The following is a 15,700-nucleotide window of genomic DNA, read 5'->3' as shown; positions in this document are numbered from 1 at the left end:
TCATGAGTACGCTACTGTCACACGATGCAGCTCAGGGTGTCGTGTGCCGTGGCCGCCGCGGCACTGCTTGTCGCGTTCGCTCCCGTCGCCCACGCCGATGCCGTCCTCGCGCCCGCCGACGGGTACAACTCGGCGCAAGCGGATCTCGTCACCGGCAAGTACGAGCCGGGACTCGCCGCGCTCGACGCGTTGACCTCAGCAGCCCCGAACGACGCGAACATCGTTGCCTTGCAATCCTTCTACGCAAATGCGAGCGGCGACGTCGACGCCCGCGACGCTGCTCTGACCCGTCTGGACACCCTCGATCCCGACCTGGCTTCACGCGTGCGCGGCGCGCTCGACACCATCGCCACCGCAGCCGAATCGACCATCGACTACGCCCCGACGTTGGACGGCGCCGACACCGCGATCGTGGTTCTCGGATTCGGACTGCTGCCGGATGGATCGATGCGACCGGAACTGATCGAACGTCTGAAGGCCGGCCTGACGGGTGCCGAGGCATCGCCCGAATCGCCCGTCATCGTCACCGGCGGAAACCGCCAGAACGGTGTCGCCGAGGGTGAGGCCATGCGCGAGTGGCTCGTCGAGCAGGGAATCGACCCGGCTCGGGTGCACGCCGAAACCGAGGCGAATCAGACGGTGCAGAACGCACTGAACACGGTGGCGATGCTCGAGTCGGTGGGCGCTTCTACCGTCGTCCTCGCCACGTCCGCCAACCACATTCGACGCGCTACCTCGGACTTCGTGATCGCCGGAGCCGACGTCATTGGGGCGCTCTCCTCGGGTGACGCCCCCGATGTGCCCGTCCTGAAACCCACCTCCCGGCTCGGTCTGACGGTCGACGCCACAAAAGTCCTCGGAATACCTCGTACTTACTAGAGCCGTCGGAGTCCTTACCGTCGGGTAAGTTCAGCGTCTGTGACTACTCCGCGGATACCGTCGGGCACGCGCTTGAAAGACCTGGGCGTCGTCAACCTGGGGCTGACCAAGATCGCCGCCAAAGTGGCCAAGGTTCCTGCTGCGAACCTCTTCAACACGCTAGGCCTCACGGGCTCGCTCTTCCAGGCGTGGCTTCTCTACAGCGGCAAATTGATGCCCGGCGGGAAGATCAACCGACACGACACCGAAACGATCATCCTGCGGGTTGCCCATCGACGCGACTGCGGGTACGAGCTCGATCACCACATTCGCATCGGCAAGCGAGCCGGAGTGACGGCGGAGCTGCGGGAGCGAATCTTCGAAGGACCAGCAGCAGAGGGCCTTTCGGAACGTCAGCGCACCATCCTGTCGTCCGTGGACGAGTTGCTGGAAACCAAGAACCTGTCCGACGCATCGTGGGCCTCGTTGGCCGCGCACTTCGACGACCGTCGCATGATCGAGTTCTGCCTGCTCGTCACTCAGTACGACGGGTTGGCCACCGTCATCGGGACACTGCGCATCGAGCGCGACTTCCAGTAACACCCTCTTTACTTTCTATCACTTGATAGAAATCCCGCGCTCGTAGAGTTTCGAGCTATGACGACGTCGCCTACCGAGCGTGTCCACGCTGCCTTCGAACGCATCGACGAGGTGGACCGTCCGGAAGTGTGGATCACTCTGCGCTCGCGCGACGACGTCCTCGCCGACGCCCGAGCAGTCGAAGCACGCCTTGCGGACGGTGCCGAGCTCCCGCTTGCCGGTACGGTCGTCGCGGTCAAGGACAACATCGACGTGGCCGGACTGCCGACCACCGCCGGTTGCCCCGAGTTCGCGTACACCCCCACGGTCACCGCACCTGCGATCGCCCGACTGATCGAGCGGGGTGCTCTCGTGCTGGGCAAGACCAACCTCGACCAGTTCGCCACCGGACTGGTCGGCACCCGAAGCCCCTACGGCGCCGTCCGATGCGCATGGGATCCGGAGAGGATTTCCGGCGGATCCAGCTCGGGCTCCTCGGTGGCCGTCGCTCTCGGGATCGCCGACATCGGAATCGGCACGGACACAGCAGGGTCCGGTCGCGTCCCCGCGGCATTTCACGGAATCGTCGGAATCAAGACGACTCTCGGCCTGGTCCCGACCGCCGGGGTGGTCCCGGCGTGCGTCGACTACGACGCCGTCACCGTGTTCGCGGCCGACCTCGCCACCGCGACCGCCGCAACCCGGCACATGGTGGGCACACATCGAGGTGACCCGCGCAGCCGCGCCTGGCCGGCGACCGTTCCCCTGGCCGCATCCACGGCGCCGACCGTCGCGATCCCCACGTCGGTCGACCGGACGGCCCTGTCGCCGGAGTACCGCGATGCGTTCGACCGCACCGTGAAATCGATGGTGGACAACGGTTTCGATACGGTCGAGGTCGATATCGCACCGCTCCTCGACGCAGCTCTCCTGCTGTACGACGGTGCCATCGTGGCACAGCGCTACGCAGCCGTCGGCGAGTTCGTCGACGCGGGTGCGGCCGGCCTGGACCCAACCGTGGCGGCGATCGTCCGAGGTGCGAAGAGCCCGTCGGCGCACGACTACGTCGGCGATCTGTCGACGCTCGCGGCGGCACGACGAACTGCTATAGACCTGCTGGCCGACGTCGACGCCCTGGTGCTACCGACCACCACCGAACACCCGACAATCGCTGCCGTCCAACAGGATCCGATCGGCATCAACAGGCGTCTGGGGACGTTCACGAACTTCTGCAACCTCCTCGACATGGCCGCCGTGTCCGTCCCCGGTGAGCGGACCGCAGACGGTCACCCGTTCGGAGTCATGGTGGTGACTCCAGCGTTCGCCGATCAGGTCGCCGTCGACGTCGCCGCTCGGATCGTCGGCGCCCCGCCGACCACGCTGAGCGACGAGGGCATCGATGTGCTCGTCGTCGGTGCGCATCTCCGCGGATTCCCCGCCGCATCCCAATTGTCGGAGCGCAGAGCACGTTTCATGGGCGACGTCACCACCTCCGACGCGTACCGCCTGGTCGACCTGCACACGGACCCACCGAAACCGGGGTTGGTCCGTCACGAACCGGGCGAGGGCGCCCCCATCGCCGGCGAGGTCCACCGAATGGCCCCGGCGCACCTCGGTACGTTCCTCGCTGCCCTGCCTGTTCCCATGGGGCTCACCCGAGTCGAACTGTCCGACGGCCGTTGGGTTCTCGGGTTCTGCTGTTCACGCGACGCATCCGAGAAGGGCACCGACATCACGGAGTTCGGCGGGTGGAGGGCGTATTGCGCTTCGCACACGGGTGTGAAAAAGAGTGTCTGAGTACTCTTTTTCACACCCGAGGGACGAAGTCCCCTATCTCTCTCGCCAACGCGTCGGGCCGGTCCTCCGGTATCAGGGTGTACGTGTCGGCGAGCTCGACGAGGGTGCTCACCGGGTACAGCTGTGCGAGTCGACGAGCATGATCGATGGGCATCACCTTGTCCTCGGTACCCCAAACGATCAACACCGGCTTGGCGAACGACGCGTTGTCCTGCGCCCACCTCAGCAGCGTTTCTTCGTCCGGCACCGACAGAACATACTTTCGTAGATCTCGTCGGATGAAAGGTTCGGTGGTGGCCGGCCGAAACCAGTTGTCCATGACAGCTTTCGGGACCGGCCTCTTGCTCATCCATCCCCACGATCCGGGCGCTCGCCTGATCGGGGTGAAACGCAGCGCATTCATGAGAACGGCGCCGCCGCCCGGGATCCGCATCGCAGCCGTCAGCATCTTCCGGGAGATGCCCGGTGGGTAGTTGTCGAAAGCCTCGCAGGCGGTCAGGACGAGACGTGCGATCCGGTCGGTCGGACCGTTCGCGATGAGCACTTGCGCTCCGCCCCAGTCGTTCTGGATCAGCGTCACGCCGGACAGATCGAGTCGCTCGACGAATTCGCCGACGAGCAGTCCCATGCCGAGCAGGGACAGGTCTGCGTCCGGATTCATGGGTCGCCGGTGGCCACCGAGGGGCAATGTCGGTGTGATACAACGATATTCGGGCTGCAACCTGTCGACGACGTGACGCCACAGCGTGCCGTCCATCGTCAGGCCGTGCAGAAAGACCAGGACAGGGCCGTCTCCACCGGTGTCCCCGTACTCGATCGTGCCGCAACTCAGGTCGATGTCGGGCATCCGCGCCTCTCCTGGTGCGCTTCGCGCACGGGTGTGAAAATGAGTGTCGGAGCACTCTTTTTCACACCCGTGTGCCGCAGGCGCCTAGAAGTTGATCATGTGCCCCGCAAGTCCGTGGATCGCTTCCTGCAGCGCCTCGGACAAGGTGGGGTGCGTGTGCACGTTGCGCGCCAGCTCGGTGACCGTGAGGTCCCACTTCTGCGCAAGCGTGAGCTCGGGAAGAAGCTCCGAGACGTCCGGCCCGATGAGGTGCCCACCGATCAGCTCGCCGTACTTCGTGTCGGCGATGAGCTTGACGAAGCCGGTGGGATCGCCCAGGCCGTGTGCCTTGCCGTTGGCGGTCATCGGGAACGTGGCGACCTTGATGTCGTGGCCCGCGTCCTTCGCCTGCTGCTCGGTCAGCCCGAACGAGGCGACCTGCGGCTGACAGAACGTGGCTCGCGGCATCATGGAGTAGTCGTCGATCGGAAGGGTCTCGGCGCCCGCGATCGTCTCTGCCGCAACAACTCCCTGCGCCTCGGCGACGTGCGCCAACTGCAGTTTGGCCGTGACGTCACCGATCGCGTAGATGTGCGGGACGTTGGTCTGCATGACGTTCGAGATACCGATGGCACCGCGCTCGGTCAGTTCGACGCCGGCCTTGTCGAGTCCGTAGCCCTCGACGCGGGGTGCGAAGCCGACGGACTGCATGACCCGATCGACGGTGACGGTCTCGACGTCGCCCGACTTGTTGTTCTTGATGGTGACAGTGACCTTGCTGCCGTCGTCGTCGATGGACTGCACTGCGGCGCCCGTCTTGATCTTGACGCCGAGCTTCTTGTACTGCTTCTCGATCTCCTTGGAGACGTCCGCATCCTCGTTCGGCAGGGCGCGGTCGAGGAACTCGACGACGGTCACGTCGACGCCGTAGTTCGTGTGGACGTACGCGAACTCCATGCCGATCGCACCGGCGCCGACGATGAGGATGGAGCCGGGCAGGTCCTTCTCCATGATCTGCTCTTCGTAGGTGACGACGTTCTTGCTCAGCTCGGTTCCCGGCAGCAGCTTGGTGACGCTGCCGGTGGAGATGATCGCGTTGTCGAAGGTGAGGGTCTCGGTGTCACCCTTACTGAGGTCGACCTCGATGGTGTTGGGGTCGGTGAAGCTACCCACTCCGTCGAACTGATCGATCTTGTTCTTCTTCATCAGGAAGTGGATGCCCTTGACGCGACCGTCCGCCACCTTGCGGCTGCGGTCGTACGCAGCGCCGAAGTCGAAGGACGCGTCGCCGGAAATTCCGAAGGTCTTCTTCTCCTTCGTGAACAGGTGCGCGAGTTCGGCGTTGCGGAGAAGAGCCTTCGACGGGATGCAGCCCACGTTGAGGCAGACACCGCCCCAGTACTTCTTCTCGACGATGGCGGTTTTCAGCCCTAGTTGTGACGCGCGGATAGCAGCGACATAACCGCCGGGGCCGGCTCCGAGGACAACGACGTCGTAGTGTGAGGTCACGGTGAATCACCTTAGTCCGGTTACTGCGGACACATACTGAAAGGTCCGGCTACCCATGGGTAACCGGACCTTTCGTGCTTTTATTTCAGCCGACCGTCACTTGGGAATCATGTCGAACGTGTCGGGGTTCGGGCCCGTGCGACCATCTTCGCCCTTGTCGAGCGACGTGATGTCCTCCATCGCACGATCGCTCAGCTCGAAGTCGAAGATGTCGAAATTGTCGCGAACACGCTTCTCGGTGACCGACTTCGGGAAGATGATGTCGCCCCGCTGAATGTGCCAGCGCAGCACCACCTGCGCAGTGCTCTTCTGCACGTCGTTCGCGACCTCGGTGATGCGCGGGTCGTCCAGAACCTTGCCCTGCGCAATCGGAGACCAGGCTTCGGTCTTGATGTTCTTACCTTCGCCGTAGGCCCGTACCTGACCGTTGGTGAAGTAGGGGTGCACCTCGATCTGGTTCACCGCCGGGATCAGATCGCTTTCGCGCTCGAGCCGCTCGAGGTGCGCCTGCTGGAAGTTCGACACGCCCACGCTGCGTGCGCGGCCGTCCTTCGCGAACTCCTCGAGAACCTTCCATGTGGACACGAAGTCGCCGTCGTACTGCGTCGGCAGCGGCCAGTGGATGAGGAACAGGTCGACGTAGTCCGAGCCGAGCTTCTCGAGGGTTTCGTCGAACGCGCGCCGCGCATCGTCGGGCTTGTGGAAGCCGTTGTTGAGCTTGCTGGTGATGAAGACGTCGCTGCGGTCGATGCCGGCGTCGCGGACGCCCTGGCCCGTCTCCTTCTCGTTGCCGTACATCTCGGCGGTGTCGAGGTGGCGGTAGCCCACTTCGAGGGCCGTGCGCACTGCTGCTGCCGTGTCGGCCGGGTCGATCTGGAAGACGCCGAAGCCGAGCTGCGGGATGGTCTTGCCGTTGTTGAGGGTGATGTCAGGAACTGTGTTCATGACTCCGTTGTACCCACCGAAGCGCTATTTCCACACCTGCCCGGCTATACGGCGAAAATTTCCGCCGAACACCGCGTCGACGGCAGCGTCGTCGAACCCTCTCCCGCGGAGCACATCGGGCACAGTGACGGTGTCTTCCGGCGGCACCCACCGCAACGGGCCGTACTTGGTGTACTCGTCGGAGAACGCCTCGGGGTGTGCGATGAGCGCGGCGTTGAACTCCTCGTGATCGAAGGAGTAGTCCGAGCCGACGCCGACATGAGCGATACCGACGAGGCCGACTCCGTACTCGACGTGATCGGCCATGGCCTCGACCCGCTCGCGCCGTTGCTCTGCCGCGTTGACACCCAGGAAGATGCCTACCCCGTTGATCCCGATCACCCCGCCGGTCGACGCGCACGCCCGCGCCTGCTCGTCCGTGATGTTGCGTGGGTGGGCCCACACGGACGCGAAGTTGGAGTGGCTGTAGATCATCGGCGCCTCGGTTGCCGAACAGATGTCCAGTCCCGTCTGCGCCGAACAGTGCGATCCGTCGACGAACATGCCGACGGCGTTCATCTCCCGCACGAGGTCGCGGCCGTATCGCGTCAGCCCGGTGTCGGTTGCGTCCAGGCATCCGCACCCCGCTGCGTTGGCGTGGTTGTACGACGGGAGCAGCGACCGCACCCCGCGCGTGTAGAAGTGCCGGACGTTGTCCAGGTCGCCGTCGAGGGGACCGGAGTCCTCGAGGTCGAACGCGAGCGCCCGACGACCCGCTGCCCGCGCCTCGTCGATGTCGGTGACCGACGACACGAGGTCGAAGCGGCCGTCGTCCAACGCCTTTCGCTGGAAGTCGTCCAGCAGTGCGTTCGCGTCGTCGGACGAGTGTGGGGAGTATCCGACGTTCACCGACAGGTAGGAATGCGCCGGGTAGCGCGCCAGTTCGGTGATGTCCGCCGTCGATTCCAGTGGCAGGCAGGTGTGTTGCTCCCACAGGTAGGTCACAGGGGTGAAACTAGCCCAACACCTTCGGGGTCCACACCAGGTAGTACCCGGCGAATTCGCCGTAGCGGTAGAACGGCACCTTCGACGACAGTCGGTAGGGCGTCTCGGTGTCGGTCAGGTACGTGTTGATCGCCTTGCCGTTCGCCGTGTCCGTCGTCAGGTAGATGGTGCCGAAATGGGACTGGTCGATGGCTTCGAAGTAGGCAGCTTCTCCGGTCTTTCCTCCGTAGAGGAACGAAAACGTGTCGTTCCACTGGGCGGGATCGGTCTCCTCGCGCAGGGCGTACCGCTGTGCGGAGGGTTCCTCACCCAGGATCGCCTTGCCGGGCGACCTGGCGACGTCGACGCTCAACTGCGCCACCATCTCTCGATCGTCGACCCACCCGGTGGCGAACGTGTGCGAGTTGATCAGTCCGGAGTACAGCAGCGACCCCGCGACGATCCCGACGAACGGGATGCCGATCCACTTGGACATGCGCAGCAGCGCCGCCCCGAGCGCGCCGATGAGCGGCGCCGCGAACACGAGTCCGAACGCAACATGCTTCGCGAGTGATGTGCTTTCACCGATCCGCAATTGCTGCAGCGGCCCGACGACCGAGAACAGCAACAGCGCCAACCCGATCGGCCACCGCCGGTACTGCACCACGGCGCCGAGTACGGCCAGCAGCAGCCACGGGCCGACCCACATGCCGATGTCACCGAGCATGTCGAGCGGGGGCTGCGGTGAGATGGGTGTGCGCTCGGCGGTGGTGGACAGGATTCCCACCTTCAGGTCCTGCGCCCAGAAGATGACCACGAAGAACGTCACCGCGACCGCACTGGCGAGCACGACGATCACCCGAGTGGCGGCGCCCCACCCGATGCGCGTCGCCACGATCAGCCCACCGACGACCGCGACACCCGGGATGTACACCGCGGTAGCGTATTTGACGAAGAAACCGAAGGCCAGGATGACACCGACGACCGGCGCCCACAGGAAATGATCGACGCGAGCACTGTGGATCGCGAGGCACAACGCGAGCGCCACGGTGGCCATGGCCATGGCATCGAACGTCGCCAGATGGGACACGAAGATCACGGAGCCGCACAGCACGAACGCGCCGGCACCGACCAGACCGGCCACCTTGCCGTAGAGCTGAGACCCGATGCCGTACACGGCCACGATGGCCACGCACACGAACAGCGAGCTCAGAAAGCGCGCTGCGGGAACACCTCCCACCGAATCCGCGAGTGCGCCCAGAATGGGGTAGACGCCGGGAGCACCGGAGAAATACGTCCCCGGGTACTCCGCGAGGTGGGCGCCCGTGGTGATGTGCTCGAGCATCCGGTGACCCATGAAGAGGTAGAGACCCTCGTCCTGGAACGGGTTGGGATTCGACCCCGGCCGCAAGGACAGGGCGATGGAACCGACGCACATGATCGTCAGCCACAACCACGGGGACGAGAACGGTCGGCGGCGGGGCTGCGCCGAACGCCGGGCCGTGCGAGTGGGCCTGACGTCGTGGTCCGACCGAACGTGGAAGTCGACGGCGGTCATGCCACCAGTCCCTTCATCAGTCGTCGCGGTGTCATCGGGTCGGCGGCCGCGTGGAAATCGGTACGCCAGAACAGGATCGGATACGAGATGGCGAGGTTGAGGAACGCGAACGCCATCATCGGGGCGTAGTCGATCCATCCGTACTCGGCGCCCCGCCAGATCGCGGTTCCCCACATCAGAACCTGCACCAACAGGATCCACGACGTGGCCAGTCGCTTGACGCGACGCGGCGTGGGCGAGCGCCCTTTGACGCCCGTTGCCTGCCACGCGTCCGTGCGGCCGCGGATCGAGTCGAACAACGCGATGGCGTGCGCAAAGGAGTACAGGGTCTGAATTCTGGTGAGCCCGATGTTCGATTCACGCCCCATCGTGATCACGGGGACCATCGCCTGGCGCACCACGAGCGCGATGAACACGAAGAGGTAGTTCTCGACGGACACGGCGTCGGGCGCGATGACGGCCATGAGAATCGGCGGCAGCGCCACGATGAACACGGCGAGGGCCGTGTCGATGTAGTAGAGGAACCCGGCCCAGAACGACAACCGCTGCATGAGAGTGAACTTCGAGCGGTGAAAGTCCTTGGAGAACAACAGGCTCATCGAACCTGTGCACCACCGGTACTGCTGAGTCGAGAACTGGTCGAGCGTCTCCGGGCACAATCCCTTGGAGACGATGACCGGCACGTAGCGCGTGCGGAAGCCCTGGCCTGCCAGCTGGGTGCCCGTGTACACGTCCTCGCTGTGCCCGATGCGGGGGAATCCGCCGATGGTGTCCAGCGCGGCCCGTCGATAGATGGCACAGGTGCCGACACAGATGGCCGAATCGCTGCGGTCACGCGATGCCTGAATCCACCGGTAGAACAGGATTTGTGTTGTCGCAGCGGCATATTTGACCCAGTTGCTGCGATTGTCCGTGTCGAAGTACTGAGGACTCTGCACGATGCCGACGTCCGGTTCCGCGGTGTACGGCATCAGTTCGTAGAGGTAGTCCGGGCGAGGAACGAAGTCCGCGTCGAAGATCGCCACGAAGTCGCCGCTCGACTGCTCGAGCCCGTAGATGAGGTTGCCGGCCTTCTTGAGGTAGCCGCGATTCTCGCGTGTGCGGTACTCGAACCCGAACCACTCGGCGAGTTCGCGGACCTCGTCACGCGCTGAATCGTCGAGAACGTAGACGGTCAGTTCACCGTCCCACTCCATTGCCGCGACGTGACCGAAGGTGTTCTCGATGACGGCGAGGTCTTCGCCTGCACTGGGCAGGAACACGTCCACGCTGGGGTAGTCGCGGGGCGCGTAGGACCTGACCCGCGCGATGTGTCCGGACAGGGTGTCTCGGCGGAGCTGCAGGGACGAGACCAGCGACAAGACCATGCCCAGGATCGAGATGGCCAGCGGGACGAGCAGGGGAATGGCCCACACTTGGCTCTCGACGAGGTACAGCAGGCTCACCGTCGTCAGGAATCCGCCGAACGCGGACGCGATCGGGACCCACCGGTACGACGCGGCGAGGTAGGAATCACGTTCGTGATCGGTGGGTGGAGACGGTAGGTCCACACCCGCGAGCGTGTCCGATCCTGTTGCGATAGAACGAGTTCTATCGACAGCAGGCGCGGCAGTACGCGAGAACACAGCGGTCATGTCGGTGCCCCCCTGGACACGATCAGCGTTGTAGAGAGTAAGTGCCGAGGTAGGAGACTCGTCGCCCATCGACAGTGAGTGGGCGAGAGTGGCGGCGGCACGGGCGACGATGACCGATGAACCGTAATTGCACCGCTTACCCTACGCATGGTTTGTTTCGTCCGCATTTTTCCGCGTACTGTTCGAGTGGATGACACACATGCGAACGGGCTCGGGCAGAACTGCCAAAACCGTTGCGGCTGTTATCTTCACCACAGTGCTCGCGGTCACCGCTGCTGCATGCGGAGGGTCCGGACCGGACGTTCCACGCGTTTTCGGGCTGTCCTCCGAGGGACCCGAGTCGGGCGTCGACACCGCGCTCGCGACGGCGCAGACCCTGGACCGGCCGCTCGACGTCATCAACTTCTTCGAGGCGTGGGCGTGGGAACAGCCGCTCGACGTCGATGTTCTGCACAAGATCGACGATGCGGGTGTCATGCCCGCCGTCACGTGGGAGCCGTGGAATCCGCAGAACGATCCCACCGCAACGGAATTCCGGCCGTCTCGTATCGCGGCAGGAGAATTCGACGACTACATCCGAAGCTGGGCAACCGCTGCAGCGCAGTTCGGAAAGCCCATGCAAATTCGGTTCGGCCACGAGATGAACGGCACATGGTATCCGTGGGCGGTCGGTGTGGGTGGGAACACAGCCGCGGATTTCGTATCGGCCTACCGGCACGTGCACGACATCTTCATGAGCTCCGGCGCCACCAAGGTCCAATGGGTCTGGTCGTTCGATTCGTCGAGCCGACGAGACGGGGCCCTCGACACCGCCGCATCGACGTATCCCGGTGACACCTACGTCGACGTGATCGGCATCGACGGATACAACGGCGGCGCGGCCGGCGAGTTCTGGCAGAGCCCGCAGGACCTGTTCGGCCGCGCGATCGACATGGCCGACCGAGTCGGGAACGGCAAGCCCGTCTGGATCTACGAGACTGGATCCGGGGACACGTTGGGTGACAAGGCTCAGTGGATTCGCGACCTCTTCTCCTATCTCTCGTCCACCTCTGTTCGCGGCGTTCTGTGGTTCGACTTCTCCAAGGCCGGCGAGGCGAACTGGTTGCTCGACAGCAGTGACGACACGTTGCAGGCTGCGAAAGACGCCCTCACCTCCTGGTGACTCGCATGGGGCAGAGTGGTCGATGTGACTGATCCCTACCTCTGGCTCGAAGACGTGACCGGCGACGACGCGCTCGACTGGGTGCGCACCCACAGCGATGCGACGGTGTCCGACCTCGCGTCGGGGTCCACGTTCACCGATCTCGAGAATCGCATTCGCAGCATCCTCGACACCGACGCACGAATCCCGTACGTCCGAGCACGCGGCCGTCACCTCTACAACTTCTGGAAGGACGCCGACCACCCACGAGGCGTATGGCGTCGCACGAGCATGGCGCAGTACCGATCCGACTCCCCCGAGTGGGAGACCCTCGTCGACCTCGACGCACTTGCCGAAAGCGAGGGAGAGAACTGGGTGTGGAAGGGCGCGGCCATCTTGCGGCCCGCGCAGGAATTCGCCCTGGTCACCCTTTCCCGCGGAGGTGCCGACGCGTCCGTCGTGCGTGAATTCTCGCTCACCACAAGGACGTTCCGCGACGCCGGCGACGGCGGTTTCGTCGTCCCCGAGGCGAAGACGGACATCGGTTGGATCGACGAGAACACGGTCTTCCTCGGGACCGACCTCGGAGAAGGAACCCTGACGGACTCCGGATACCCGAGGCTCGCCGTCCGCTGGCGTCGAGGGACACCGATCGATTCCGCCGACGTGGTCTTCGAGGGCGAGACCTCCGACGTGGCCGTCTCTGCCTGGTACGACAACACCGTCGGCTACGAACGCAGCTTCGCTCAGCGCGCCACCGACTTCTTCAACTCGGAGCTGTACCTCCTGCGGGACGACGGGACTCGGGTGCTCGTCGACGTCCCGACCGACGCGTCCGCATCCGTTCACCGCGACTGGCTCCTGATTCGCACGATGACGCCGTGGTCGGTCGACGGGACCGAGCATGCCGCCGGCACACTGCTCGCCGCGAAGTTCGACGAGTACCTGGCCGGCTCGCGTGAGTTGCGGGTGCTGTTCGCGCCCGACGAGCACACCTCGTTACACCAGTACGCGTGGACCGAGAACCACCTCCTCATGGTGGTTCTACGGGATGTGAAATCGACGGTTCTGGTCGGCACCCTGACCGACGACGGGTTCAGCGCGCTGCCGATGACCGGCCTGCCCGAACTCACCGACATCGAGATCATCGGCACCGACAGCGACGAGGGCGGCGACGAGTACTTCCTCAACTCGAGCGGATACCTCACGCCCGCAACGCTTCTCTTCGGTTCGGTCGGTCCGCTCGGTACGGAACCGGAATCGCTGAAGCAGGCACCGTCGTTCTTCGACGCGACCGGTCTGCACGTCGAACAGTTCTTCACGACGTCCGACGACGGAACGTCGATTCCGTATTTCGTCGTGCGACAGCGCGAAGGCGGCCCCGGGCCCACGTTGATGTACGGCTACGGCGGTTTCGAGATCTCCATGACCCCGGCCTACAGCGGCGCAATGGGTTCGGCATGGCTCGAACGCGGCGGAACCTACGTCGTGGCCAACATCCGCGGCGGCGGTGAGTACGGGCCGAGTTGGCACACACAGGTACTACGGGCCGGTCGTCACAAGGTCGGTGAGGATTTCGCGTCGGTGGCGCGGGACCTCGTCGAACGCGGCATCACCACACCGTCGCAGCTCGGTGCGCAGGGCGGCAGCAACGGCGGGCTGCTGATGGGCATCATGCTCACGTCGTATCCGGAGTTGTTCGGCGCGTTGGTGTGTCAGGTTCCGCTGTTGGACATGAAGCGTTACCACCTGCTCCTCGCCGGCGCGTCGTGGGTTGCGGAGTACGGAGATCCCGACGATCCCGACGAATGGGCGTTCATCTCCGAGTACTCGCCCTATCAGCGCGTGGACGCCGACGCGGCATACCCGCCGATCCTGATCATGACCTCGACCCGCGACGATCGCGTCCACCCCGGGCACGCACGCAAGATGGCCGCGGTCCTCGAAGAGCAGGGCCACAGCGTGCGTTACTACGAGAACATCGAGGGCGGGCACGGCGGGGCGGCGGACAACAAGCAGTTGGCGTTCAAGACGGCGCTCGCCTACGACTGGTTGTGGAACACGCTCACTGCTTGATCCACTGCGCCACCCGCTCGACCACCCCGTACGAATCGGCGATCCAGCCGTTGTGCCCCAAGTCTTTCGGCTCGTGCCACGAGGTCACGTCCGCCTTCGGCATCTTCTCGACGAGATTCTTCGTCGTCCGCGGAGGAGTTTGGTCGTCGCCCTCGATCGAGATGGACAGCACTGGCAGTGTGAGCCGCGCGATGCGCTCCTCGTAGTCGATGTCGGCTCCGACCGGGTCGATCTTTCCCGAACGGGCGAAGCGGGACCAGTCGGACACCAGCTCCTTCGACTGACGTCCGAAACCCTGCGCTCCCAGCCGATCTCCGGGCCAGTGCCCGGCGACAGCAGCGGTCAACGACACCGCCGTCGCGCCGAGATACATTCCTGCCGAACGCACTCCGTACCCACGATGAAAGGGTGATCCCGATGCCACCAGGGCCAGTCCGCCGAGCCGCCCGCGAATACGCGCCGCGTACATCATGGACAGGTGGCCACCGAGTGAGTGGCCGAGGAGGTAAGGAGTGCTGCGGTCGAATCGCTCTCGGACCACCTCGAACATGGCCGGAAAGTCGACGCCGACCAGCTCTTGGTAGCCGCCGGAACCCAATTCCAGTGTCGCAGAATTGAACCCTCGCTTCACCGAGCCGGACGCCACGAAATCGTAGTAACTGGGCGGCACCCCCAGACCCGGCGCGATCACCACCACCGGGGCGCCTTCCGGACCCGGGTGCAACCGAACGGTCAGAACGGTGCCGTGACCGACCTGTACCGCTACCGTTTCCATGGAGGCAGGCTACGCCTGCTCGGGTGTGGAAAAGAGTCCACCGACACGCCTTTTCGCACCCGTGTGCCGAAGGCGCCTACTCCCCGATCACGTCCCGCGACCGGCCGACGAGGAGCGGATCCGTCGGACCGACGACCTCGACGTCCTTGTTGGCGTAGTCGAACTTGTTGAGCACGAAGCGCATTGCGTTGATGCGGGCCCGTTTCTTGTCGTTGCTCTTCACCGTCGTCCAGGGGGCGAGATCGGTGTCGGTCGCGCCGATCATCTCTTCTTTCGCACGGGTGTAGGCGTCCCACTTGTCGAGGGAGGCGAGGTCCATCGGCGACAGCTTCCATTGGCGCACCGGATCGACCTGGCGGATGGCGAAGCGGGTGCGCTGCTCGAGCTGCGAGACGGAGAACCAGAACTTCGTGAGGCTGATTCCGTCGTCGATCAGCATGCGCTCGAAGAGCGGGGTCTGCTTCAGGAACAGGGCGTGCTGCTCGTCGGAGCAGAAACCCATCACGCGCTCGACACCGGCGCGGTTGTACCAGGACCGGTCGAACATGACGATCTCGCCGGCCGCCGGCAGGTGGTCGACATACCGCTGGAAGTACCACTGGGTCGACTCGCGGGGCGACGGCTTCTCCAGCGCCACAACGGAAGCGCCGCGCGGGTTCAGGTGCTCCATGAACCGCTTGATGGTGCCGCCCTTGCCGGCCGCGTCGCGCCCTTCGAACACGATGACGTGACGTTTGCCGGTGTCCTTCGTCCACATCTGCAGCTTGAGCAGCTCGATCTGCAACAGCCGCTTCTGCATCTCGTATTCGTCGCGCGTCATGCGCTCGGGGTACGGGTAGTCCTCGCGCCAGGTGTCGACGATGGTGCCGTCGGGAACGGTCAGCAGCACGGGATCGTCGTCGTCGTCGTCGCGCACCGTGAAGCGGGAGGTGTCGGAGAGGTCGACGGCGGAGAAGGCGTCGAAACGATCGTCGATATCGGTCACGAGCGCAGACGCTAAACCGAGTCGGCAACGATTCGGTGACCACTCGGTGAACAA

The 15,700-nt window shown here is 64.6% G+C and carries 13 protein-coding genes; 5 read left to right on the top strand and 8 right to left on the bottom strand.

Annotated elements, in window-relative coordinates; translation table 11 throughout:
- Positions 1–24 precede the first annotated feature (24 nt).
- The 3 genes from IEW02_RS03205 to atzF are packed head-to-tail and all read left to right on the top strand — an operon-like array spanning position 25 to position 3,234.
- Positions 25–879 carry a YdcF family protein gene (locus IEW02_RS03205; RefSeq protein WP_188543232.1) on the top strand — a complete coding sequence of 285 codons (855 nt, stop codon included), beginning with the start codon at positions 25–27 and terminating at the stop codon, positions 877–879.
- Between the two features lie 39 nt (positions 880–918).
- Positions 919–1,458 (top strand): carboxymuconolactone decarboxylase family protein, encoded by a 540-nt coding sequence (locus tag IEW02_RS03200; protein WP_188543231.1) that lies wholly within the window; start codon positions 919–921, stop codon positions 1,456–1,458.
- Between the two features lie 57 nt (positions 1,459–1,515).
- Complete coding sequence (gene atzF / locus IEW02_RS03195) at positions 1,516–3,234, top strand: allophanate hydrolase (RefSeq protein WP_188543230.1); 1,719 nt, start codon at positions 1,516–1,518, stop codon at positions 3,232–3,234.
- A gap of 10 nt (positions 3,235–3,244) precedes the next feature.
- Here atzF and IEW02_RS03190 read toward each other — a convergent pair whose 3' ends face one another.
- The 6 genes from IEW02_RS03190 to IEW02_RS03165 form a co-directional block, all read right to left on the bottom strand.
- Positions 3,245–4,081, bottom strand: a complete 837-nt coding sequence (locus IEW02_RS03190) for an alpha/beta fold hydrolase (RefSeq protein WP_188543229.1) — start codon at positions 4,079–4,081, stop codon at positions 3,245–3,247.
- 84 nt (positions 4,082–4,165) lie between these two features.
- Positions 4,166–5,569 carry a dihydrolipoyl dehydrogenase gene (lpdA, locus tag IEW02_RS03185; protein WP_188543228.1) on the bottom strand — a complete coding sequence of 468 codons (1,404 nt, stop codon included), beginning with the start codon at positions 5,567–5,569 and terminating at the stop codon, positions 4,166–4,168.
- A 96-nt stretch (positions 5,570–5,665) separates the two neighbouring features.
- Entirely contained in the window at positions 5,666–6,514 is an 849-nt protein-coding gene (locus IEW02_RS03180; RefSeq protein ID WP_188543227.1) for an aldo/keto reductase, read from the bottom strand.
- 24 nt (positions 6,515–6,538) lie between these two features.
- Positions 6,539–7,498 (bottom strand): dipeptidase, encoded by a 960-nt coding sequence (locus tag IEW02_RS03175; RefSeq protein ID WP_188543226.1) that lies wholly within the window; start codon positions 7,496–7,498, stop codon positions 6,539–6,541.
- Positions 7,499–7,508: 10 nt separating this feature from the next.
- On the bottom strand, positions 7,509–9,035 hold the full coding sequence (locus IEW02_RS03170) for an ArnT family glycosyltransferase (RefSeq protein ID WP_188543225.1): 1,527 nt from the start codon (positions 9,033–9,035) through the stop codon (positions 7,509–7,511).
- Positions 9,032–10,585 (bottom strand): glycosyltransferase family 2 protein, encoded by a 1,554-nt coding sequence (locus IEW02_RS03165; RefSeq protein WP_188543224.1) that lies wholly within the window; start codon positions 10,583–10,585, stop codon positions 9,032–9,034. Before IEW02_RS03165 ends, IEW02_RS03170 begins: the two co-directional genes overlap by 4 nt.
- Before the next feature lie 274 nt (positions 10,586–10,859).
- Between IEW02_RS03165 and IEW02_RS03160 the strand changes: the two genes are divergently transcribed.
- A complete protein-coding gene (locus IEW02_RS03160) occupies positions 10,860–11,831 on the top strand; it encodes a glycoside hydrolase family 26 protein (RefSeq protein ID WP_188543223.1) in 972 nt (323 codons plus the stop codon).
- Between the two features lie 24 nt (positions 11,832–11,855).
- Entirely contained in the window at positions 11,856–13,886 is a 2,031-nt protein-coding gene (locus IEW02_RS03155; RefSeq protein WP_371829903.1) for a prolyl oligopeptidase family serine peptidase, read from the top strand.
- On the opposite strand, the gene IEW02_RS03150 is transcribed toward IEW02_RS03155, so the two are convergent.
- Positions 13,876–14,661 (bottom strand): alpha/beta fold hydrolase, encoded by a 786-nt coding sequence (locus tag IEW02_RS03150; protein ID WP_188543221.1) that lies wholly within the window; start codon positions 14,659–14,661, stop codon positions 13,876–13,878. The genes IEW02_RS03155 and IEW02_RS03150 overlap by 11 nt on opposite strands.
- A gap of 76 nt (positions 14,662–14,737) precedes the next feature.
- Positions 14,738–15,646, bottom strand: a complete 909-nt coding sequence (ppk2, locus tag IEW02_RS03145) for a polyphosphate kinase 2 (protein ID WP_188543220.1) — start codon at positions 15,644–15,646, stop codon at positions 14,738–14,740.
- Positions 15,647–15,700 lie beyond the last annotated feature (54 nt).

The sequence above is a fragment of the Rhodococcoides trifolii genome (assembly GCF_014635345.1).
GTDB lineage: Bacteria > Actinomycetota > Actinomycetes > Mycobacteriales > Mycobacteriaceae > Rhodococcoides > Rhodococcoides trifolii.
Note: the sequence above shows the minus strand (reverse complement) of the source record. Positions and strands in the feature narration are given on the sequence as shown.

Excerpts from the sequence above, each read along its gene's own strand:
- IEW02_RS03150 (WP_188543221.1), bottom strand. The coding sequence starts at position 14,661 with ATGGAAACGGTAGCGGTACAGGTCGGTCACGGCACCGTTCTGACCGTT.
- IEW02_RS03170 (WP_188543225.1), bottom strand. The coding sequence starts at position 9,035 with ATGACCGCCGTCGACTTCCACGTTCGGTCGGACCACGACGTCAGGCCC.
- IEW02_RS03160 (WP_188543223.1), top strand. The coding sequence starts at position 10,860 with ATGACACACATGCGAACGGGCTCGGGCAGAACTGCCAAAACCGTTGCG.
- IEW02_RS03180 (WP_188543227.1), bottom strand. The coding sequence starts at position 6,514 with ATGAACACAGTTCCTGACATCACCCTCAACAACGGCAAGACCATCCCG.
- IEW02_RS03205 (WP_188543232.1), top strand. The coding sequence starts at position 25 with ATGCAGCTCAGGGTGTCGTGTGCCGTGGCCGCCGCGGCACTGCTTGTC.
- atzF (WP_188543230.1), top strand. The coding sequence starts at position 1,516 with ATGACGACGTCGCCTACCGAGCGTGTCCACGCTGCCTTCGAACGCATC.
- IEW02_RS03190 (WP_188543229.1), bottom strand. The coding sequence starts at position 4,081 with ATGCCCGACATCGACCTGAGTTGCGGCACGATCGAGTACGGGGACACC.